At 71.2% G+C, this 20,396-nt stretch carries 17 protein-coding genes and 1 tRNA gene; 2 read left to right on the top strand and 16 right to left on the bottom strand.

Going from position 1 to position 20,396, the window contains the following annotated elements:
• Nucleotides 1-180: 180 nt before the first annotated feature.
• The 9 genes from nusG to gabT form a co-directional block, all read right to left on the bottom strand.
• Nucleotides 181-1,317 (bottom strand): transcription termination/antitermination protein NusG, encoded by a 1,137-nt coding sequence (gene nusG, locus ACK4LS_RS00995; protein ID WP_409712195.1) that lies wholly within the window; start codon nt 1,315-1,317, stop codon nt 181-183.
• A gap of 60 nt (nt 1,318-1,377) precedes the next feature.
• Nucleotides 1,378-1,653, bottom strand: a complete 276-nt coding sequence (gene secE, locus ACK4LS_RS00990; protein ID WP_409712193.1) for a preprotein translocase subunit SecE — start codon at nt 1,651-1,653, stop codon at nt 1,378-1,380.
• A gap of 42 nt (nt 1,654-1,695) precedes the next feature.
• A tRNA-Trp gene (locus ACK4LS_RS00985) sits at nt 1,696-1,768 on the bottom strand.
• Nucleotides 1,769-1,979: 211 nt separating this feature from the next.
• On the bottom strand, nt 1,980-4,289 hold the full coding sequence (locus ACK4LS_RS00980) for a trypsin-like serine protease (protein WP_409712191.1): 2,310 nt from the start codon (nt 4,287-4,289) through the stop codon (nt 1,980-1,982).
• A 359-nt stretch (nt 4,290-4,648) separates the two neighbouring features.
• Entirely contained in the window at nt 4,649-6,010 is a 1,362-nt protein-coding gene (locus ACK4LS_RS00975) for an NAD-dependent succinate-semialdehyde dehydrogenase (protein ID WP_409712189.1), read from the bottom strand.
• A 22-nt stretch (nt 6,011-6,032) separates the two neighbouring features.
• Complete coding sequence (locus tag ACK4LS_RS00970; protein WP_409712187.1) at nt 6,033-7,592, bottom strand: APC family permease; 1,560 nt, start codon at nt 7,590-7,592, stop codon at nt 6,033-6,035.
• Nucleotides 7,589-8,470, bottom strand: coding sequence for a universal stress protein (locus tag ACK4LS_RS00965; protein WP_409712185.1), 882 nt, complete (start codon nt 8,468-8,470; stop codon nt 7,589-7,591). Before ACK4LS_RS00965 ends, ACK4LS_RS00970 begins: the two co-directional genes overlap by 4 nt.
• The gene (locus tag ACK4LS_RS00960) at nt 8,467-9,927 is read right to left on the bottom strand and encodes a flavin monoamine oxidase family protein (RefSeq protein WP_409712183.1); all 1,461 of its coding nucleotides are present in this window, start codon (nt 9,925-9,927) and stop codon (nt 8,467-8,469) included. Before ACK4LS_RS00960 ends, ACK4LS_RS00965 begins: the two co-directional genes overlap by 4 nt.
• 86 nt (nt 9,928-10,013) lie before the next feature.
• Nucleotides 10,014-11,363, bottom strand: a complete 1,350-nt coding sequence (gene gabT, locus ACK4LS_RS00955; RefSeq protein ID WP_409712181.1) for a 4-aminobutyrate--2-oxoglutarate transaminase — start codon at nt 11,361-11,363, stop codon at nt 10,014-10,016.
• Nucleotides 11,364-11,455: 92 nt separating this feature from the next.
• Here gabT and ACK4LS_RS00950 point away from each other — a divergent pair, with 92 nt between their 5' ends.
• Nucleotides 11,456-12,991 (top strand): PucR family transcriptional regulator, encoded by a 1,536-nt coding sequence (locus ACK4LS_RS00950; RefSeq protein WP_409712179.1) that lies wholly within the window; start codon nt 11,456-11,458, stop codon nt 12,989-12,991.
• 16 nt (nt 12,992-13,007) lie between these two features.
• Here ACK4LS_RS00950 and ACK4LS_RS00945 read toward each other — a convergent pair whose 3' ends face one another.
• Genes ACK4LS_RS00945 through ACK4LS_RS00920 form a run of 6 tightly spaced genes read right to left on the bottom strand, consistent with a single transcriptional unit; the run spans nt 13,008 to nt 18,011 of the window.
• Entirely contained in the window at nt 13,008-13,859 is an 852-nt protein-coding gene (locus tag ACK4LS_RS00945) for a MurR/RpiR family transcriptional regulator (protein WP_409712177.1), read from the bottom strand.
• Nucleotides 13,849-14,673: a phosphonate ABC transporter, permease protein PhnE gene (phnE, locus tag ACK4LS_RS00940; RefSeq protein ID WP_409712175.1), complete on the bottom strand. Its 825-nt coding sequence runs from the start codon at nt 14,671-14,673 to the stop codon at nt 13,849-13,851. The genes ACK4LS_RS00945 and phnE (ACK4LS_RS00940) overlap by 11 nt, the downstream gene beginning before the upstream one ends.
• Nucleotides 14,670-15,464, bottom strand: coding sequence for a phosphonate ABC transporter, permease protein PhnE (gene phnE, locus ACK4LS_RS00935; RefSeq protein WP_409712173.1), 795 nt, complete (start codon nt 15,462-15,464; stop codon nt 14,670-14,672). The genes phnE (ACK4LS_RS00940) and phnE (ACK4LS_RS00935) overlap by 4 nt, the downstream gene beginning before the upstream one ends.
• Nucleotides 15,461-16,279, bottom strand: coding sequence for a phosphonate ABC transporter ATP-binding protein (gene phnC, locus ACK4LS_RS00930; protein ID WP_409712171.1), 819 nt, complete (start codon nt 16,277-16,279; stop codon nt 15,461-15,463). Before phnC ends, phnE (ACK4LS_RS00935) begins: the two co-directional genes overlap by 4 nt.
• On the bottom strand, nt 16,276-17,259 hold the full coding sequence (locus ACK4LS_RS00925; RefSeq protein ID WP_409712169.1) for a phosphate/phosphite/phosphonate ABC transporter substrate-binding protein: 984 nt from the start codon (nt 17,257-17,259) through the stop codon (nt 16,276-16,278). Before ACK4LS_RS00925 ends, phnC begins: the two co-directional genes overlap by 4 nt.
• A 26-nt stretch (nt 17,260-17,285) precedes the next feature.
• Nucleotides 17,286-18,011, bottom strand: coding sequence for an HAD family hydrolase (locus ACK4LS_RS00920; protein ID WP_409712167.1), 726 nt, complete (start codon nt 18,009-18,011; stop codon nt 17,286-17,288).
• A 119-nt stretch (nt 18,012-18,130) separates the two neighbouring features.
• Between ACK4LS_RS00920 and ACK4LS_RS00915 the strand changes: the two genes are divergently transcribed.
• Nucleotides 18,131-18,751, top strand: coding sequence for an amino acid deaminase (locus ACK4LS_RS00915; RefSeq protein WP_409712165.1), 621 nt, complete (start codon nt 18,131-18,133; stop codon nt 18,749-18,751).
• Between the two features lie 39 nt (nt 18,752-18,790).
• On the opposite strand, the gene ACK4LS_RS00910 is transcribed toward ACK4LS_RS00915, so the two are convergent.
• The gene (locus tag ACK4LS_RS00910; RefSeq protein WP_409712163.1) at nt 18,791-20,272 is read right to left on the bottom strand and encodes a helix-turn-helix domain-containing protein; all 1,482 of its coding nucleotides are present in this window, start codon (nt 20,270-20,272) and stop codon (nt 18,791-18,793) included.
• Between the last annotated feature and the right edge of the window lie 124 nt (nt 20,273-20,396).

Here is a 20,396-nt window from a genome sequence, read left to right as displayed (position 1 = left end):
GCACCGCGCGTTTATGCGCCTCAATCGCGTTTATGCGTGACTCGAGGCGCCGGACGGCGGACGCCGCGGGGCGGGCGCGCCGCCGACGCCGGGAACGGCGAACGCGCCGCCGACGCCGGGGAACGGCGAACGCCCCGCCGGACGGAGCCGGGCGGGGCGTTCGCGAGGACGCTCGGGGCGTCAGACCATCTTGGTGACCTGATCGAACGACAGCTCGACCGGGGTCTCACGCTCGAAGAGCGAGACGAGGACCGTGAGCTTGCCGCTCTCGGGCTTGATCTCGCTGATCGTGCCGGGAAGACCCGCGAACGAGCCCTCCTTGATCGTGATCGTCTCGCCGGCTTCGAAGTCGACCTCGGCGGGGATGACGCGCTGCGCCGTGGGGGCGCCCTTGGCGGCACCGGCCTTGGCGGGAGCGGACTCCTTGACCTCGACGAGGCTCTTCAGCATGTTGAAGGCCTCTTCAAAACGCAGCGGGGTGGGGTTGTGGGCGTTGCCCACGAAGCCGGTCACACCGGGGGTGTGACGGACGACCGACCAGGTGTCTTCGTTGAGGTCCATGCGCACCAGCACGTAGCCGGGGATGCGCACGCGGTTGACCATCTTGCGCTGGCCATTCTTGATCTCGACGACGTCCTCCATCGGGACCTCGACCTGGTAGATGTCGTCCTCGACCTCGAGCGTCGACTTGCGCTGCTCGATGTTGGCCTTCACCTTGCGCTCGAAGCCGGCGTAGGAGTGGATGACGTACCACTTGCCCGGCAGCGAGCGCAGCTCGGTGCGGAAGGCGTCGTAGGGGTCGATGTCTTCGTCGTCGTCGTCGGCGGCGTCTTCGTCGGCGGGGGCCTCGCCGGCGTCGGCGGGCGACTCGGAGGCCTCGACCTCGTCGACCACGCCGGCTGCGGCGTTGACCTCGTCGACGAAGTCCTCGTCGAGCACGGGGGCGTCGGGCTCGCCGTTGATGTCGGGGCCGTCGTAGGGCGTGACCTCGTCGGCGGCCTCAGCAGCCTCTTCGGCCTGCTCCTCGGCCAGGGAGTCGGTGAGCACCTCGGCGGCGGCCTCGGCCTCGCTGGCCTCGTCGATCTCGAGAGCGTCGTTCACGATCGCGTCCGCCTCCGGGTCGGTGATGTCGATGTCACCGAGGTCGGCGTCATCGGTGTCGGTCTCGTCGTCGACGATGTGGACGGCGGTGTGCTCGGCCGAGTCGGAGGCGCGCTCCTGCGACGCGAGCACGTTGCCTTCCTGGGCTTCGTCGTCCTCGCTGGACTGCTCGGCGGCGGTGGCCCAGTCGGCGTCGTCGACATATCTTTCAGACACTGTGATCTCTTCCGTTCAGAGGCGGCCGCTCTTGGCGCCGCGCGTCCGCCCAGACGCCGGTCAGGCGCCGGCGGTACCGGGGACGCCGAAGACGGCGGTGGTGATCCACACGAACAACACGTCGAGGCCGTAGACGATCGCCATCATCACGACGACGAACCCGAGGACGACGGCGGTGAACTTGAGCAGTTCCTGCCGCGTGGGGGTGACGACCTTGCGCAGTTCCGCGAAGACCTGACGAATGAAGAGGGCGATCCGCGCGAAGAAGTTGAGCTTCTTCTCGCGGGGCGCGCCGCGGTCTGCGACGACCTCGCCCTTCGCCTCGTCCTGCGTCATCGAACCACCTAGGTCTCTGTCTGTGCCAGCGTGCGCTGTGCGCAGGGCGGACAGGAATCGAACCTGCAACCTGCGGTTTTGGAGACCGCTGCTCTGCCAATTGAGCTACCGCCCTAAGATCCCGAGGGATCCAGGATGCGAAACCGGCGCACTTTCACCTGGAATTCCTCGGGGAGGGATGCCGCGTACCCGAGGGCACAGCGAAAGATTGCAGATTTCGACTGCACGAACCAGTCTATGCCATGTCTTTCGCGGTGGCGAACCGCCGAGGACGGGAACGAGCCGACGGCGGGGGTGCCGGCCCTCCGAGACCGGCACCCCCGCGCTCACCGGAACGTCTGAGAGAGCACGACGTAGTCGTCGGCGTTCTGGCCCGGCGCGCCCGTCGCGAGACGCACTTCGATCTCGTCTCCGCGCGCCACCGGCGTCGAGGAGTACGTCCACGCCGTCCTGGCGTTCATCTCCCGAGGCATGTCGTAGCTCGATCCGGCGTAGGTCTCGCCGACGCGGACATCGTTGATGGAGACGATGAGCCGTCGCTGCGCGTCGAAGAGCTTCCTCGACGTCTCGAAGACCATGCGCCCGTTCTGAGCGAACGTCACACGGAGACCGGCATCACCGATCGCGGACCGCTGCACACGCGTCTTCGCCACCGATATGTCACCCATACCCGGCACGCCCTCGGTCGCTCCCACCTGCACGAGCGCTCCCGAGGGGACATCGGCCCACAGCGTCATCGTCGCATCCGCGTTCTCCCGGGCACCCATGTAATAGGAGGTGCCGTCGTAGGTCTCCCCCGCATACCGGCCATCGGCCCACACCATGACGCGAGATTTCGACCGGAAGAGGTTCTTACCGATGGTGATGACCGCGTGGGTGCCGTTGACGGTGACATCGGTCACGATCTCCGCCGCCACGACGGATGCCGATGAGCGCAGGCTGGCGTAGCTCACGACCGGTCTGCCGGTGTCGCCGTTCCACACGGCCGCGACGCCGACGACGCGCCCGTTCACCAGCAGAGGCCCTCCGGAGTCGGTCGTGAGGGCTCGGGCCGCGGACGCGTCGACCGTGATGAGCGTGCCTCCGCCGAGCGCATCCGTCCCGGTCCCGCTCACCGTCGCCGCAGCTCGCGTCGGACTCGGCGCATCGGGCGTTCCGACCGAGAAGCCGGTCGCCGCGTCTCCGGTCGTGGGCGCGTAGGCGAGATCGACCGGAGGGTAGGCCCGCAATGCGCGGGGCGTTCGCAGGTGCAGGAGACGGATGTCTCCGGTCGGCGAGTCCACGACACGGTCGACGGACACCGGGTCGGCCGTTCCCGGGTAGACGACCTCCCCTCGCGGACAGTGCTGGGACGACAGGACCCAGGCGTCGCTGAGGGCCGTGCCCGAGCACGTGTGCTCGGAGTCCTGCACCGTCACGAGCCAGTCGACGCCCGCTCCGACGGAGGGCCCCGCGGGCACCGTCCTGGCCGGGGTCGGACGGGAGTCGAGGCACACCTTCTGGCGGGAGGTGTTGTCGCAGAAGACCAGCTGGCTCTTCTTCGCGCCGTCGTCCTTTGCGGGCAGCACGACCGTCGACTGCGCGGTCCAGGACTTCTTCGTGTCTTTGGTCTGGAACGTCACGGTGCCGGTGACCGACCGGGTCAACTGCGCCCAGGAGGCCCAGGCGAAACCGTTGGCCGGGACCGTGACCTCGACCGCCTGGCTCAGCACGCTCGTGTCGGTCCACGCCGTGCTGTAGGTGAACGACTGCTCCATCGCCCACTCGTAGCTGCCGAAGACGGCATCCACGGAGATCTTCATCGAGTACTTCAAGCCCCACCCGAGGGTCATCGTCGTCGATTTCTGCTCGTCGAGCTTGATCGTCGACTTCATCGCCCCCTGCGTGTAGTTGTGAGCCGGCGCCCCGACGGCCACGGGCGTGGTCAGCACGGGTTCCGAGGTGGACACGTGGAGGAAGGTGCAGGTGACGATCGTGGCCTTCTCGCACTCATGACTCGCCCATTTCGTGGCCAGGTCCTGCACGGTCTTCATGTTGGCGTCGAACGTCTTCGAATCGTCAGCCGTCGGAGAGAACTTCTGCCAGTTCGACGAAGACGACTTGCACTTCAACAGCTGGAGCTGTTTGCCGAGCTTGCCGTCGGTGACATCGACGCAACGGTCGTCTGCCTTGCCCTGGGCATCGCTCACCTTCCGGATGGCGAAGGAGTTGGCGTAGTCCTGGTTCTGGAAGTACCACCGCTGGTCGGCGGAGCCCGTGCAGGCGCGCAGAGTGAGCTTCGACCGGGAGTCGTTGCCGGCGTACAGGCACTTGCCCGCCGCGTTGCGCAGATACACGGAACCGTCGCCGACGTCTTGGGCGGAGAGGGTGAAGTCGACGTTGCCCGTGCGGAGGGTCGTCTTGACCGACTCGGAGGCGGCATTCACGAACGAGCTGCCGTTGACGTTGACGAGCAGGAGGTTGCAGACGGCGTAGGTGCAGGCGGATGCCGCGGTGGCGCGCACCTCGGCCGCCCGCGCCGGGGCGGCCGTCAGAGTCACGAGAGTGAGGACGAAGGCGAGCGCGGCGGCCACGACGCACACGAGGGGGACGGGGCGAGTTGCGGCGGGCAGCCGGCGCGGGACGATTCGCGGCACGAGGGGGTCCTTCCAGAGGGATGTGTTCCGAGACCGAGCACAGCACGCCTGCATTGATCGAACGCCCCGCGAGAAGACCCCGGCCGAGAGTGAACTCCCGCGATCCCGCCCGGTGCGCGGCGAAGCACCCTGGGGCGCGATGGACCCCCGGCGAAGACCCCGTCTGCGGAATCGCCCCCTCTCGACGACGACGAAACCGGTTCCCGACGCGTTCCCCGCGCGTTCACACCGGGAATCACCCGCAGGCCACCCCGTGGTCCGCGTGCCCCCGGCCCGGGTCGCGTCTCACCTCTCCCTCCGACGCCGACGCGCCCGCCCCGGTCGGACCAGGACGGGCGCGCGGACGCGGATCGGGCCGCTCAGACGACGCGGATGAGCTTCTTGTTCACGAACTCATCGGCCGCCAGCAGGCCCATCTCGCGCGAGGTCCCGCTGCGCTTGACGCCGCCGAACGGCAGCTCGGGCGAGTCGGCGAGCACGACGTTGACGTAGACCATCCCGGCCTCGATCTGATCGGCGATGCGCTGGGCCTGCTCGGCATCCGTGGTGAAGACGTAGGAGCCGAGGCCGTAGCCGGTGTCGTTGGCGAGGGCGATGGCCTCGTCTTCGCCGGACACGCGATACACCACGCCGACCGGCCCGAAGAACTCCTCGCCGTACGCGTCCATGTCCTTCGTGACGCCGGTGAGCACCGTGCCGGGGTAGAACGCGCCGTCGCGCGTGCCGCCCACCTCGACGGTGGCTCCCTGCGCGACCGCGCGCTGCACCTGCTCGTCGAGGCGCTCCGCGGCCGTGAGCGACGACAGGGGTCCGAGGACGGTGTCGTCGGCGAACGGATCGCCCACCTTCGCCTCACCGAGGGCGGCGGTGAACTTCGACAGGAAGCCGTCGTAGAGGTCGTCGGCGACGATGAAGCGCTTGGCGGCGTTGCACGACTGGCCGTTGTTGTCGAGGCGCGCATCGACGGCGGCCTGCACGGCGGCATCCAGGTCGTCGGTGGACAGGAGGATGAACGGGTCGGAGCCACCGAGCTCGAGGGCGACCTTCTTGAGGTTGCGGCCCGCGATCTCCGCGACGGCGGCGCCGGCGCGCTCGGAGCCGGTCACCGAGACGCCCTGCACGCGGCGGTCGGCGATGATCGTCGCGGCCTGGTCGTTGGTGGCGCGGATGTTGACGTACGCCCCCTCGGGGAGCCCCGCGTCGCGGTAGATCGCCTGCAGCGCCTCGGCCGACTCGGGGCACTGGGGTGCGTGCTTGAGCAGGATCGTGTTGCCCACTGCCAGGTTCGGGGCGGCGAAGCGGGCGACCTGGTAGTAGGGGAAGTTCCACGGCATGATGCCCAGCAGCACGCCGAGCGGGGAGCGGCGGACGACGGCCGTGCCCTCGCCCAGGATGTCGAGCGGGGTGTCGCCGGTGATCTTGTCGATGTTGTCGGCGTAGTACTCGGTGATGTCGGCGGCGAAGTCCACCTCGCCCAGCGCCGCCTCGAGCGGCTTTCCCATCTCGCGCACGATGATCGCGGCGAGCTCGTCGCGCCGCTCGCGGTGCAGGTGAGCGACCCGGCGGATGGCCTCGGCCCGCTCGGCGGGGGCGGTGCGCGACCATGCGCGATACCCGTCGTGAGCGGAGGCGACCGCGCTCTCCACCCCGGCGTCGGTCAGCGTGTCGTACTCGGCGAGGGTCTCGCCGGTGGCGGGATTGACGACGGCGTAGTCGCTCATGGTGCTCCTTTTCGTTTCGTTGTCAGGTCGTTCGGCGACGGCGGGCGCTCGCGGGCGCCTCTCGTCCCAGGGTCTCACCGCGGAAGAACGCGGGGCTCGCGATGCGCTGGGCGATCATGAGCACGAGGCCCGTGACGATGATGACCACGGTGATGACGAACACGAGGCCGACGCCGCCGATCTCGGAGCCCGAACCGTAGTCGGGGCTCGCGCTGTCGATGAGCGTGGTGACGAACAGCACCGCGAGGATGACGCCGCCCACCAGCGGGGCCAGCAGCATGAAGAAGACGTTTCGCACCGAGTCGAACCACTGCTTGCGGAAGTACCACACGCACGCGAAGGCGGTCAGGCCGTAGTAGAAGCAGATCATCGCCCCGAGGGCGGTGATGGTGTCGGTGAGCACGTTCTCGCTCAGCACCCGCATGATCGCGTAGAACGCCGAGGCGACGACGGCCGAGACGATCGTGGCGTAGCCCGGCGTGAAGAAGCGCGGGCTCACCTTCGCGAACTTCTTGGGCAGTGCGTCGTAGTGGGCCATGGCGAGCAGCGTGCGCGCGGGGCCGACGAACGTGGCCTGCAGCGACGACGCCGAGCTCGTGAGCACCGCGAGCGAGACGAGGAACGCCAGGGGACCGAGGATGGGTCCGGACAGATGGAAGAAGACGTTCTCCTGGATGTCCTCGTTCCCCAGCCCCAGCTCCCCCGTGCCGTTGCCCGCGAACATCAACAGGGCGACCGCGATGAAGAGGTAGAGCGCCACGATGAGGAACACCGTCACGGTGGCCGCGCGCCCGGGCGTCTTGTCGGGGTCCTTGGTCTCCTCGTTCATCGTGAGGATGACGTCCCAGCCCCAGAAGATGAAGATCGACAGCGACAGGCCCGCCGCGAACGCGCTGAACGACGGCACCTCGAGCGGGTTGAACCACGACAGCTGGACGGGGCTGGGGTCGAACGCGTTGCCGTTCATCATCTCGACCACCGCCGCCCCCGCGAAGACCAGCAGCACGAGGACCTGGAAACCGACCAGGCCGTACTGCAGACGCTGCGTGGTCTGCAGGTCTCGGTAGGACACCACCGTGGCGAGGAACATGAACAGCAGGCACACGGCGATGTTGATCGGCACGACGCGGGTCAGTTCCGCGATCTCGGCGTTGCCGCTGATCTGCGCGATGAGCAGGAACAGGAAGTCCACGGCGATGCCGGCGAGGTTCGACAACACGATGACCGTCGCCGCGACCAGCCCCCATCCCGCCATCCAGCCGACCCAGGGGCCGAAGGCCCGAGCGGCCCAGGTAAACGAGGTGCCGGCATCCGGCATCCGGGAGTTCAGTTCGCGGTAGCCGAGGGCGACGAGCAGCATCGGGACGAAGCCCACGAGGATGATCGCCGGCACCTGGAAGCCCACGGCCGAGACCGTGGGGCCCAGGGCGCCGGTGAGCGTGTACGCGGGGGCGATGGTCGAGATGCCGATGACGACGGCGCCGATCATGCCGATCGAGCCGACCCGCAGACCCTTGTTGGAGATGCCGGTGGTGACGGCGCTGTCGGGTGCGGAGCTCGCGTCGTTGCGAGGGCTGGTCATGAGGAGGCCTCCGAGGTGCGGGGCACCACGATCATGGGGACGGGGAGGGAGCGCAGGATGCGGCCCGCGGTGGAGCCGAGGAACAGCCGACGCGGCTGGGCGAGACGGCTGGAGCCGACCAGGGCGATCTCGCCCGGCTGCCAGTCGATGCCCGAGACGGCGTGCTCGATGTCGTTGCCGGTGCCGACCACGGCCTCGGCCGCGATCTCGTCAGGGAGGGATACGCGCACGGTCTCGAGCACGCCCTCGGCGTGGGTCTGACCGGTCAGACGCGTGAGACCCGCGTCGACACGGTCGGGCAGATCCACGCCCGCGAGGGAGAGCAGCCGCAGCGGCGCGTGCGACCGGCGTGCGACGGCGACGGCGGTGTCGAGCAGTACGTCGGCACCGGGGCGGGTGCCGATCGCGGCGGTGATGCGCGGCAGGCCCGCGGCCGGGTCGACGTCGCGCGCCCCCTCGGGCGCCAGGGCGACCGGGACGGGGGCGGAGTGCACGAGCTCCTCGGCGGTGGTGCCGAGACGGTGCCGACCGCGCGGTCCACCGGCGCCGGTCCCGACGACGATCACGCCGGCGTCGAACTCCTCGGCCGCCGCGACGAGACCCTCGGACACGGCCTGCGCGTACCGGACGTGACCCCGGATGCCGGCGGACTCGCCGAGCCGCGCCAGGGCGTCGCGGAGCCAGCCGCGGGCGGTGTCGGCGACGAGACGGTCGTAGCTCGCGGCGGAGGGGATCGAGACGTTGTTCTCGGGCGAGGGCAGCACGACGACGACGTGCACGGGCGCGCCCAGGGCCGCACCCAGCCGCGCGCCGAGCGCGAGGGCGTCCGCACCCGCGTCGGTCGCCGTGTAGCCGACGACGACGCGGTCGCCGCTCATCCGCGCGTCCGATCGAGGATCTCGTCGGCGGCGCGGTGACCCTGACGGATCGCACCGTCGACGTGCTGGTATCCGGCGCCCGCCATGTCGCTACACGCGAGGTGGATCGGGCCGACGGGCTCGCGCAGGTCGGCGCCGTAGCGGTGGAGCCCACCGAGGTCGAAGCTCGCCGCGTACGCGCCACGCGTCCACTCCTCGGTGCCCCAGTCGCTCTCGTAGTAGACCTCGGGGTTCTTCGCCTCGGGACCGTAGTAGCGCGCGAGCGAGTCGAGGATGCGCTCCTTGCGCTCCTCGGGGCTGAGGCGGAAGAGGTCGTCGGCGTTCTGGTCCGACACGAACCCGACCAGGGTGCCGCGCTCGTCGCCGTGGTTGGTGTTGTCGTAGGCCTCGTGGCACAGCTCGTACGGGCTGAACGCGGTACCCGACAGTCCCTGCTCGCGCCAGAACGGGCGGTCGTAGACGGCGTGCACCTTGATGACGAAGCCCATCGAGATGTGCTGGTGCATCTGATGCTGCAGGCGCGGCAGGGGCGGATCGAACGAGATGCGCGAGTAGAGCACCGGCGCGAGCGCGAGCACGGCGAAGCGTGCGCGGACCGTGACGCCGTCGGCGATCACGGTGACGCCCCCCGGGGAGGACGCCGCGGCCTCGACGCGAGCGGTCAGCGCGCGCAGGTCGTCGACCCGCCGTCCCGTCGCCGCGTCCGCGGGGCGGTCCGGCGCCGCGGATTCGGGGCCCCAGACGATGCGTCGCACCGGCTGGTTCAGCAGCACATCGTCGCCCAGGCGCTCCGCGAGCAACTCGGGGACCTGCTGAAGGCCGCCCGCGACGCGCTTGTCGAGGATGAAGTCCGCGTCGACGAGGTGCGAGTACGACCCGGCGGATGCCGCCATGAGCAGCGACTGCAGCAGAGAGAACGTGTGCGTGGGCTTGGTGAGCATGGCCGAGCCCGTCGCGAAGGCGAGGTTGCGCACGGCTTCGTCGTCGTCGGTCTGCTGACGCAGCCAGGCATCCCACGAGATCTGATCCCATTCGGCGGCGCGCGGGTGCTTCCACGGCTCGTCGGGGTCGATCTCGGCGACCATGGCGTCCAGGCGTGCGGTGATCTCGTCGATGACCTTCTCGGTCTCGGGCGCGACGGGGAACATCTCGCCCGTGAAGCGCTTGCCCTCGCCGTCGGGTCCGACGTACACGCTGTCGCCCTCGCGATAGCGGCTGTAGGTCTCGAGCCCGAGGTCGGCGACGGTGTCGATGAGCGCCTGCTGGTCGGGCGAGACCCACTGTCCGCCGAGCTCGAGCATCGCGCCGTCGATGACGTCGGTCCACAGACGTCCGCCCACGCGATCACGGGCCTCGAGGACGATGACCGACAGGCCGGCCTTGCGCAGGTCGTTGGCCGCGGTGAGACCGGCGGCACCGGCCCCGATCACGACCACGTCACGGGTGATGTCGTCCATGGGATCTTCCTTCGTTGTGTCGTTCACGTCTTCGTGGATGGCTCCGACAGCGGCGGGCTTCGGGTCGACGCCCGCCGGGACGTCCGTCAGGAGCGGGCGAGGGCGGCCGCGACCACGTCGAGGCCCTCGTTCAACAGGTCGTCGCCGATCGACAGCGGCGGGAGGAAACGGATGACGTTGCCGTAGGTCCCGCACGTCAGCACGATCACACCCTCCGCGATCGCGGCCTTGGCCACCGCCGAGGTGAGTGCGGCGTCGGGCGCCCCGGTGACCGGGTCGACGAACTCGGCGGCGATCATCGCACCGTGCCCGCGCACGTCGCCGACGCGCGGGTCGTGCGCCTGGATGGCGTGCAGACGGGCCGTCAGCAGCTCGCCGATCCGCTGGGCGCGTTCGATGAGGCCCTCGTTCTCGAAGGCGTCGATGGAGGCCAGCGCGGCGGCGCACGCGACGGGGTTGCCGCCATAGGTGCCGCCCAGACCGCCGGTGTGGGTGGCATCCATGATCTCGGCGCGGCCGGTCACCGCCGCCAGCGGCAGCCCACCGGCGATGCCCTTGGCGGTGGTGACCAGGTCGGGGACGATGCCGAACAGCTCGCTCGCGAACATCGCGCCCGTGCGGGCGAAGCCCGACTGCACCTCGTCGGCGATGAAGACGACGCCGTTGTCGCGGCACCAGTCGACGATGGCGTTGAGGAAGCCGTCGGCGGGGACGATGAAGCCGCCCTCGCCCTGGATGGGCTCGATGATGACGGCCGCGAGGTTCTCGGCCCCGACCTGCTTCTCGATGAGCGAGATGGCCTTAGCCGCGGCCTCGGGGCCCGACAGTCCGTCGCGGAACGGGTACGACAGCGGCGCGCGGTACACCTCGGTGGCGAAGGGGCCGAAGCCGCTCTTGTAGGGCATGTTCTTCGCGGTCAGCGCCATCGTGAGGTTGGTACGGCCGTGGTAGGCGTGGTCGAAGGCGACGACGGCCTGGCGACCGGTGTGCTTGCGCGCGATCTTGACCGCGTTCTCGACCGCCTCGGCGCCGGAGTTGAACAGCGCGCTCTTCTTGGCGTGGTCGCCCGGGGTGAGGCGGTTCAGGGCCTCGGCGACCGCGACGTAGGAGTCGTAGGGCGAGATCATGAAGCACGTGTGGGTGAAGGCGGCCACCTGGTCCTGCACGGCCTTGACCACGGCCGGGTGGGCGTTGCCGACGCTCGTGACCGCGATGCCGGAGCCGAGGTCGATGAGCGAGTTGCCGTCGGCGTCGACCACCACTCCCCCGCCCGCGGCGACGGCGTGGATGGGAACCGTGTGACCGACTCCGGATGCCACGGCGGCGGCCTTTCGCTCCAGCAGCTCCTGCGAACGCGGACCGGGGATGGCGGTGACGAGGCGGCGCTCCTGGGCGAGGGACGGACCGCCGACGACGGGGAGGGTGTCGAGGCTCATGGCGGCGATGCTACGGACGCCGCAGCACGACCCGCACTCTCCTGCCTGTACAGTCACAGGCGCCGCCGTATACGAGTCGTACAGGAGCTGTCATGGCCGACCTCGCCCCCACCCCGCCGAGCCTGCGCGCGCTCCTCGGTCGTCGCGACCTGCATCTGCGCCTCGTCGCCGACGAGCACGATCTCGCCCCCGGCATCCTCGACGGCCCCGTGCGCTGGGTGCACTCCAGCGACCTCGCCGACCCGACGCCCTTCCTCAGCGAGGGGCTCGTGCTGCTGACCACCGGCACGCAGTTCGCCGACGCGACGCCCGCCGACTACGACGCCTACGTCGGGCGCCTCCTCGCGCGGGGGGTGCAGGGACTCGGCTTCGGCACGGAGGTCGTGCGGGAGGGCATCCCCCCGCTGCTGGTCACGGCGTGCCGAGACGGCGGGATGCCCCTGTTCGAGGTGCCGTACCGCACCCCCTTCATCGCGGTGGCCCGGGCCGGGGCCGAGGCCATCGCCGCCGACGCCTACGCACGCCGCAGCTGGTCGCTCGCTGCCCAGCGCGCGGTCTCGCTCGCCGCCCTGCGGCCCGACGGCCTGTCGGCCACCCTCGCGGAGCTCTCGCGGCAACTGCACTGCTGGGTGGGCCTGTACGACGCGGCCGGGGCCCTGCGCACCGAGCACCCCGCCGGCACGCTCGCCGCCGCCACGGCGGACGCGCTCTCGGCCGAGGTGACGACGATGCTGCGACGCGGGACACGCGCGGCCGGGTCGCTGCGGGTCGGCGACACCGCGGTCAGCGTGCAGACCCTGGGCCGCGGCGGGCACCTGCGCGGCGCCCTCGCGATCTCGGCCGACGACCTCGACCACGAGGCGCGCAGCGTCGTGACCGCGGTGGTGGCGATGGCCGCGCTCGCCCTCGAGCAGCAGGACGGCCTGGGCCGGGCGATCGGCACGTTCCGCGCCGGCCTGGTGCACTCCCTCGCCACCGACGATCCCACGCTGGCGCGCCGGGCCGCGCGCGATCTGTTCGGGCCCCTCCCCGCGGCGCCGGTCGTGGTGGGTCTGACCCCGCCGCACGCGGCGCGCTCGACGGCCCTCATCGAGTGGGCCGAGATGCGCGCACAGGAGGGACGCGGCGAGCTCTTCTTCGGACGCGGCGACGACGGGCTGGTGCTGGTCGTGCCCGCCGCGGAGCGCTCTCCCCTCGACGAGATCGCCGCGCGCTTCGAGATCGTCGTCGGCTGCTCGTCCCCGACCGGGTACGACGCCTTCTCACGCGCCGTCACGCAGGCGCGCACCGCGCGCGATCGCGCCGATGCGCCCGGGGTCGCCGACTTCGCCGACGCCGCCCGCGCGGGCCTGCTCGTCGCGCTGGGCTCGGAGGCGGCGCGCACGGTCGCGGCGGACGCCCTCCGCCCCCTGCACCGGCACGACGAGACCCACGCGTCGTCGCTGGTGGGGACCCTCGACGCGTGGCTCGCGAACGACTGCTCGCACGAGGCCGCGGCGCAGGCGCTCGGCATCCACCGCCACACCGTGCGCGCACGCATCGCTCAGGCGCAGCGGGTGCTCGGACGCGATCTGTCGTCGTTCGCCGCGCGCGCCGAGCTGTGGACGGCGCTCCGACTGGTGGAGTAGGGTCGCGGGCGCCGGGTCAGATCGCGTCGCCGAGGTTGTCGGAGAGGATCTCGAGCACACGGGCACGGGCGGCCTCCGCCTGGTCGACGCGCGCGTGGGCGACCGCCTCGACGAACGCCTCGACGAACACCGCGTGGGCGATGCGCGAGGTGTGCTCGAGCTCGTCGCGGAACGTTCCTCCGGATGCCAGGACGAGCGCGATGTCGGCGCGCTCGGTCAGCGGCGAGGCCCGGAACGACGTCAGCGCGATCACCCGCGCCCCGGCGGCGCGCGCGGCCGAGGCCGCCCGGAGGCTCGCCTCGTTGGCCCCCGATCCGCTGATCACCAGGCAGGCGTCGGCGGGTGAGAGGTGGCGCGCGGCGATCTGCTGGCCGATCGGATCGCCGAGGGTCTCGGCGGGGCGTCCGACGGCGGTCAGCCGCATCGCCAGATCGGATGCCACGGGGGCCGACAGCCCGCTGGCCACGACGAGCACCCGGCCCGCGCCGACCACCGCGTCGACCGCCGTCGACACCGTCGCCGGCTCGAGCAGGCTGGTCGCCGCGCGCAGGTCGTCGGCGACGCGGTCGATCGCCGCGCGGATGCCGCCGAGGGGTCCGTCGCCCGCCGCGACCGGAGTCACCGCGCGCGCCCCCCGCTCCGCGGCGAGGGCCACGCGCAGCTGCGGATAGCCGCGGTAGCCGAAGGTCTGGCACGCGCGCACGACGGTGGAGCGCCCCACGCCCACGCGATCGGCGATCTGCTGCGCGGTGAGCTCGATCACGGCATCCGGTTCGTCGACGATGAGGTCGGCGACGCGCCGCTCACTGGGCTGCAGGGAGTTGCGCACCGCGGCGATGCGCGCGGTCACGGGCACCTCAGCGGACACGGGGACCCTCCATGATGCGGCGGCGGATGCGGCCCGACACCGCGTCGATCGCGACGGTGACGACGACCACGACGATCAGGAGCATGCCGACCGTCGACCACTCACGGTACTGGGTGTACGAGGTCAGCATGTCGCCGATCCCCCCGACGCCGATGAGGCCGAGCACGGCCGAGGCGCGCACGTTGATCTCGAAGCGGTAGAGCCAGAACGACAGGAACGTCGGCGCGGCCTGCGGCCACACGCCCCAGCGCAGCACCTGCGCGGTCGAACCGCCCGCCGCCCGGGCCGCCTCGATGGGGCCGGGCGCCACGTTCTCGACCGCCTCGTAGCCCCACTTGCCGAGCGTCCCCACGCCGCCGATCGCGAGCGCGAGGGCACCGGTGAGCGGGGTGAGTCCGGTCACCGACAGGATGATGATCGCGAAGACCAGCTCCGGCACGGCCCGCACAAGCGAGAACACGAAGCGCAGCGCGGCGCGCACGGGCGGCGGGCCGAAGCCGCGGGCGGCGACGAGGCTGAGGGGCGTGGCGATCAGGATGCCGAGGACGGTGCCGATCCACGCCATCTCGACGCTGCGCCAGGTCTGCCACAGCGCCTCGGGCAGCTTCTCCCACGAGGGTGAGGCGAACATGAGCCCGAGATAGCGCACGATCTCGGCGGGGAGCTCCCCCAGTCGCGACCACGTGATGTCGGCCGACCAGAACGCGGCGATCACGATGACGCCGACGACGACCCACGAGAGGGTGCGCAGCGGCGCGCGCCGGCGCGGCGGGAGAGCCGCCGGGGCGAGGCGGGACGGGGCGAGGGCGGTCATACGAGCCTCCGGCGGATCGCATCGCTGACGGTGTCGAGCACCACGACGATCACGAGGATCTCGACGATGATCAGCGACAGCTGGTCGTAGCGGTAGAAGGTGCGCACGGCGTCGATGAGCAGGCCGATACCGCCGGCGCCGACGAGACCGAGCACGGTGGATGCGCGCACGTTCAACTCGAAGACGTAGAGGGTCTGCGACACGAACGCCGGCCAGGTGTCGGGAAGCGCCAGCGCGCGGTTGATCTGCGCCTGCGTCGCGCCGGCCGCGCGGCCGGCCTCGAGGGGGCCGAGGTCGCCGGCGTCGATGGACTCCGACACCAGCTTGACGATGATGCCGACGTTGAAGAGCACGAGCGCGAGGATGCCGGGCAGCGCCCCCACCCCGACCATCGCCACGAGGACGGCCGCGTAGACCAGCTCGGGCACGGCGCGAATGACGTTGAGGATGCCGCGCACCAGCGCCCGGGTCGGCCCCAGCGGATTCGTGGGCCGGGCCGCCCAGAAACTCACCGGGAGCGAGATGGCCGCCCCCACGGCCGTGCCGATGACCGCCATCTGCAGGGTCTCCAGAAGCGGGCCGACCGTGCGCGGGAAGAACGACCAGTCGGGGGTCAGCAACTCGCCCACGCGCAGTGCGCCCTGCTGCCAGTTGCGCGCGATCGCGCCGACGTCCAGGCCCACCCCGACCACCGGCAGGCACATGAAGACCGTGACGGCGACGACGACGGCCGCGGCGGCCCACGGCATCCATCGGCCCGTCGGGCGCGGCGGCAGGGTCGACACCGTCATCGCTCGAGCCTGTCGGCGGCGGTCACGCTGCGTCCGTAGATCTCGGCGAAGTCGGCGTCGGTGGCGGATGCCGCGGGCCCGTCGTAGACGATCTCCCCGGCGCGCATGCCGATCATGCGCGTGCCGTACTCGCGGGCGAGGTCGAGCAGGTGGAGGTTGACGAGCACGGTGATGCCGAGGTCGGCGTTGATGCGCCGGAGGTCGTCCATCACGCCGCGCGCCGTGGGCGGGTCGAGGCTGGCGACCGGTTCGTCGGCGAGCACGATGCGCGGCTCCTGCGTGAGGGCGCGGGCGATCGCCACGCGCTGCTGCTGCCCGCCCGAGAGCGCGGAGGCGCGGTCCCACACCTTGGGCAGCATGCCGACCCGCTCGAGCGCCTCGAAGGCGAGACGGCGATCGTCGGGACGATAGGCGCCGAGCATCGTGCGCCAGAGCGGGGTGTGGGCGAGACGCCCCACGAGCACGTTGTTGAGCACGGTGGTGCGACCGGCGAGGTTGAAGCCCTGGAAGACCATGCCGATGTGCCCGCGCGTCTCGCGCAGACGCCGACCCGGTGCCCCGTCGATGCGGCGTCCGCCGACCTCGACGGTGCCGGAGGTCGCGGGCACGAGGCCGTTGATCGTGCGGATGAGCGTCGACTTGCCCGAGCCCGAGAGCCCCACGACGGCGACGAGGTCTCCCGGCTCGATGTCGACCGTGACGCCTCTCAGACCCACGGTGCCGTTGGGGTAGCGCACCGAGACGTCGTTCAGACGGATGCCCCAGGGCGCCGAGGCCTGCGCCTCGACGCCCCGGGTGGATGCGTCGTCGGTCACTGCAGTCCCAGCTGCTCGGCGGCGCGGGCCACCACGTCGAGCGACGACGGGTCGGCGGGCGCGAGCTTGGTGATCGAGTACACGGCCTTCAGCGCCGCGGAGCCCTCGTCGGTGGCGGAGTACTCCTCGAGCGCGGTCGAGATCTTCTCCTGCAGCTCGGCGGAGAGGTCCTTCGAGACGGCGACGCCGTCGTTGGGGATCTCGTTGGTGAGACCGAAGACGACGACCTTCTGCCCGACGTCGGTCTTGTCCTTGGCCACGAGGGTGCGGGCGTCCCAGAAGCTGAAGCCCACCTCCGCGTCGCCGTTGTAGACCGCGAGCACCGAGGCGTCGTTCGCCGTGACCGGCACCTGCGAGAAGCCGCCGTCGATGTCGACGCCCGCCTCCTTCAGCGCGAGCATCGGGTAGATGTAGCCGGCGGGCGAGCCGGGGCCGAGCACGGCGACCTTGGCCCCCGCGATCTTGGCGATGCTGTCGAGGCCGGCCGGGCCCTGCAGTGCGTCGGCGCCGTTGCAGAACAGCATGCCGTCGCGCTCGACGGTGGGGGTCTCGCAGTACTTGTCGGGGTTGTTCGTCATGAACTGCCCCGGGTAGGTGATGTTGCCGTTGCGCTCGGTCTGCAGCACGACCGACGCGCCGTAACGGTCGTTGGCCTGCCACAGCTGCAGCGACGGCAGGAAGCCGATCTGCGCCTGGCCGGCTCCCATGGCCTCAACCGCGGCCTGGTAGTCCTTCGACACGACACCGGTCACGGGGATGCCGAGCTTCTCGGTGAGCATGTCGGTGAGGGGCGTGGCGGTGTCGACGAGATTCGCCTGGTCCTGCGAGGGGACCAGCGCCAGGACCAGCGAGCCGGGGTCGGCAGCGGGCGCGGTGCCGTCGGACGAGGCGCCGGCGCCACCGGAGCAGCCGGCGAGGGCGACGGCGGCGAGGGCGGCCGTCGCGAAAGCGGTAGAGAGACGGGTGCGACGAGTGTTCATGATTCCTTCTGCGGTTCGGGTGGGACTCAGGCGGGGGACGGGGAGGTCTCGACGCGGGGAGCGTCGACACGGGCGGTGCGGTCCTCGGACGCGGCGACGACCGGGGGCTCACCGGCGGCGGCGACCCACGCGGCGAGGGCGGGCAGCAGCTCGTCCAGGGTGTCGGCACGGTAGGTGGGGCGCGCCGCGGGATCGGCGTATCCGCCGACCAGGGCGGTGTCGTGACCGCGGGCGTGGGCGGGCGCCAGGTCGTTGCGCCACACGTCGCCGACAGCGAGCACGGGGGAGCCGTCGAGGCCGTCGAGCAGCTGTTCCAGCCCGGCGGGCTTGGCGGCATCGGTCACGATCCGGTCGAACATGCCGCCGAGCCCGAGCGCGGAGAGCACCTCGTCCAGCCGCGTGGCCGGTGCGTTCGTCACCAGCAGGCGCACGGCATCCACCGTCGCGAGGAAACCGGCGAGACCGGCTGCCGTCGCGACGGGCGCCTCGACTCCGCCGAGCTGGGCCCGGCTGGCGGCATAGGCTGCGGCGAGCGCGTCGTCGTCGATGCCCTCGGCGAGGGCCACCCGACGCACCACGTCGTAACCGTCGATGACCTCGGCGGCGGGGGTGGCGAGTTGGAAGGCGACGGCGTCGACGAGCGCGTCGGGGGATGCCGCGTGGGCGGCGACGGCGCGGGCGTAGGCCAGCAAGGGGCCGTCGCCGACGGCGACGGTGCCGTCGAAGTCGAAGATGAGGACGGGGCGGGGCACGGGGACTCCTGTCGTGGACGTTGCGTCCATGGTGCATGCCATATGTGGACGCGACGTCCACATCGTGTAAACGCCGGATGAACTTCGCGTCCAGCCATCGCCGCCTCTACCGTGAAGCGGTGACCTCCGCCGCCGCCCTCGACGCAGCCGCCGCGCTCGCCCCGTCGCACCCGGCCACCTCGATCGACTCCCTGCCCTGGCTGGCCCGGGCGCTGACCGCGGACGCCGAGGCGTCGGCGTTCGACGCGTGGGGTTCATCGACGGTGGTCGACGAGAACGTCGGCGCCCCCGTCCTCCCGCGCCCGCTCTTCGACGAGCTGCATCGCCGGGCGCACCTCGCGGCCGAGTGGCCGGTCGGCAACGCCGGCGTACTGCATGTCTACGGCTACCTGCTCTCGGACACCCCCACCCCCTACGGGCTCAAACGCGAGCGCTGGCTCACCGACGACCTCGCGCGGGCCTGCGGCCTGCCCGCCGGGGCGCTCCTGCCGTGGACGGGCACGCGCACGCTGCTGCAACGCGTCACCGCGGCCGCCTCGGCGGTGCTCGGCCATCCCGACGCCCTCGTCGAGCACGTGGGGGCTCGCCACGCGCGCATCGCCCTCACCTCGGCGACGGCCGGGAGCGCCGCCCTCGCCTACGCGGTCGACGACCTCCTCGTCACGATGTTCCCCGTCGCGGACGCCACGGCCGTGCGCGCGGGGCTCGGGGCGCCACGTCTGCGCTGGAACGCGGCCTGACCGCGGAACCCGCCCCCGCCCGTCGGCGCGGGGCGGCCGTCATTCCCCCGTCGGCGCGTGGGCCTGCAGGAACTCGTACATCTCGGTCGTGTCGACGCCGGGGAACGCACCGGTCGGCAACGTCGCGAGCAGCGTCCGCGGCGTCCGCACGTTCGGCCACGCCCGCCCCCGCCACGCGGCTTCGAGCTCCGCGGGGGCTCGGCGACAGCACGTCTCGACGGCGTGCCGTGACACGCCGCGGTTGAGGGTGTCCCGCCCGCGGAACCACTTCGTGTCGTCGAAGCGCACGCCCACGCTCACCGAGTGCGCGCCCTCGCTCGACTGCTCCACACGAGCGGTGCACCAGTAGGTGCCGTTGCCGGTGTCGGTGTACTGGTAGTACGGGTTGAACCGGTCGTCCTCGTCGAACACCACGCGACTCGTCCACCGTCGGCAACACATCTGCCCCTCGATCGAACCCAGCCGGTCGGTCGGGAAGTTGACGTCGTCGTTCTCGTACGCCTTCGTGATGGTCCCCGACTCGTGCACCTTCAGGAAGTGCACCGGGATGCCCAGGTGCACGGTGGCGAGGTTCGTGAAGCGGTGCGCGGCCGTCTCGTACGACACCGAGTACGCGTCGCGCAGGTCTTCGATGCTGAGCGCGCGTCGTTCCTTCGCCTCCCGCAGAGCCGGGACGACGTGCGCCTCGGGCAGGAGCAGGGCCCCGGTCAGGTAGTTCGTCTCCACGCGCTGCCGCAGGAACTCGTCGTAGCTGGTGGGCTCACCGTGGCCGAGCATCCGGCTCGACAGCGCCTGCAGCACGGCCGCACGCGGATCGCCCTTCGCGACCCTGGTCGAGAGGTAGAGCCGGCCGTTCCTGGCATCCGCGATGCTGCGCGTCGACGAGGGCAGGTCGGGCACGTAGTGCAGCGTGAACCCCAGGTGGGCGGCGATGTCGCTCGCCCCGCGCTGGGTGAGCGGCCCGCCCGGGTGGTCGATCGCGTCGAGCATCTCGGATGCCACGCGCTCGAGGTCGGGGAAATGGTTGTCCTGCGTGCGCATGAGGCGGCGGAGCGCGACGTTGGCCCGACGCGCCTCCTCGGGGGTGGCCGAGCGCTCCTCGCGCAGACGCTCGATCTCGCCCTGCAGAGCGAGCATCGCGGCGAGCACCTCGTCGGGGACCGAGCGCCCCACCCGGAACGGGGCGATCCCGAGCGCCTGGAACGTGGGCCCGCGCATCGCCCGCTCGACCGAGATCTCCAGGGCCGCGCGGGCGTCGAGGGGCTCGGCATCCAGGATCGCGTCGAGGCGGCACTCCAACGCGCGGGCGATCGCCTGCAACAGCGTGAGCTTGGCCTCGCGGTGGCCGTTCTCGATCATCGACAGCTGGCTGGGCGCCCGGCCGACCGCCGCGGCGAGGTCGTCGAGGGTGAGACCGCGGGCGGTGCGCAGCTGACGGATGCGCCGGCCGATCGTGAGGGTGTCCACCTCCTCATCGTCGAGCGGGAGGGATGCCGAGAAGACGGAGACGCCGGTGTCCATACGCCAGGTTCTCACAACCGCAGAAGATCACGCGATCTTCACAACGTCCGTCCGGGTTCGAGGTCGTGTTCTTCGCCCACAGTGGTCGTCACGGGGCACCGACGCCCCGCCACCCGAAGGAGGA

The sequence above is a fragment of the Microbacterium sp. genome (assembly GCF_046295495.1).
GTDB lineage: Bacteria > Actinomycetota > Actinomycetes > Actinomycetales > Microbacteriaceae > Microbacterium.
This window is presented reverse-complemented; position numbering and strand designations above follow the sequence as displayed.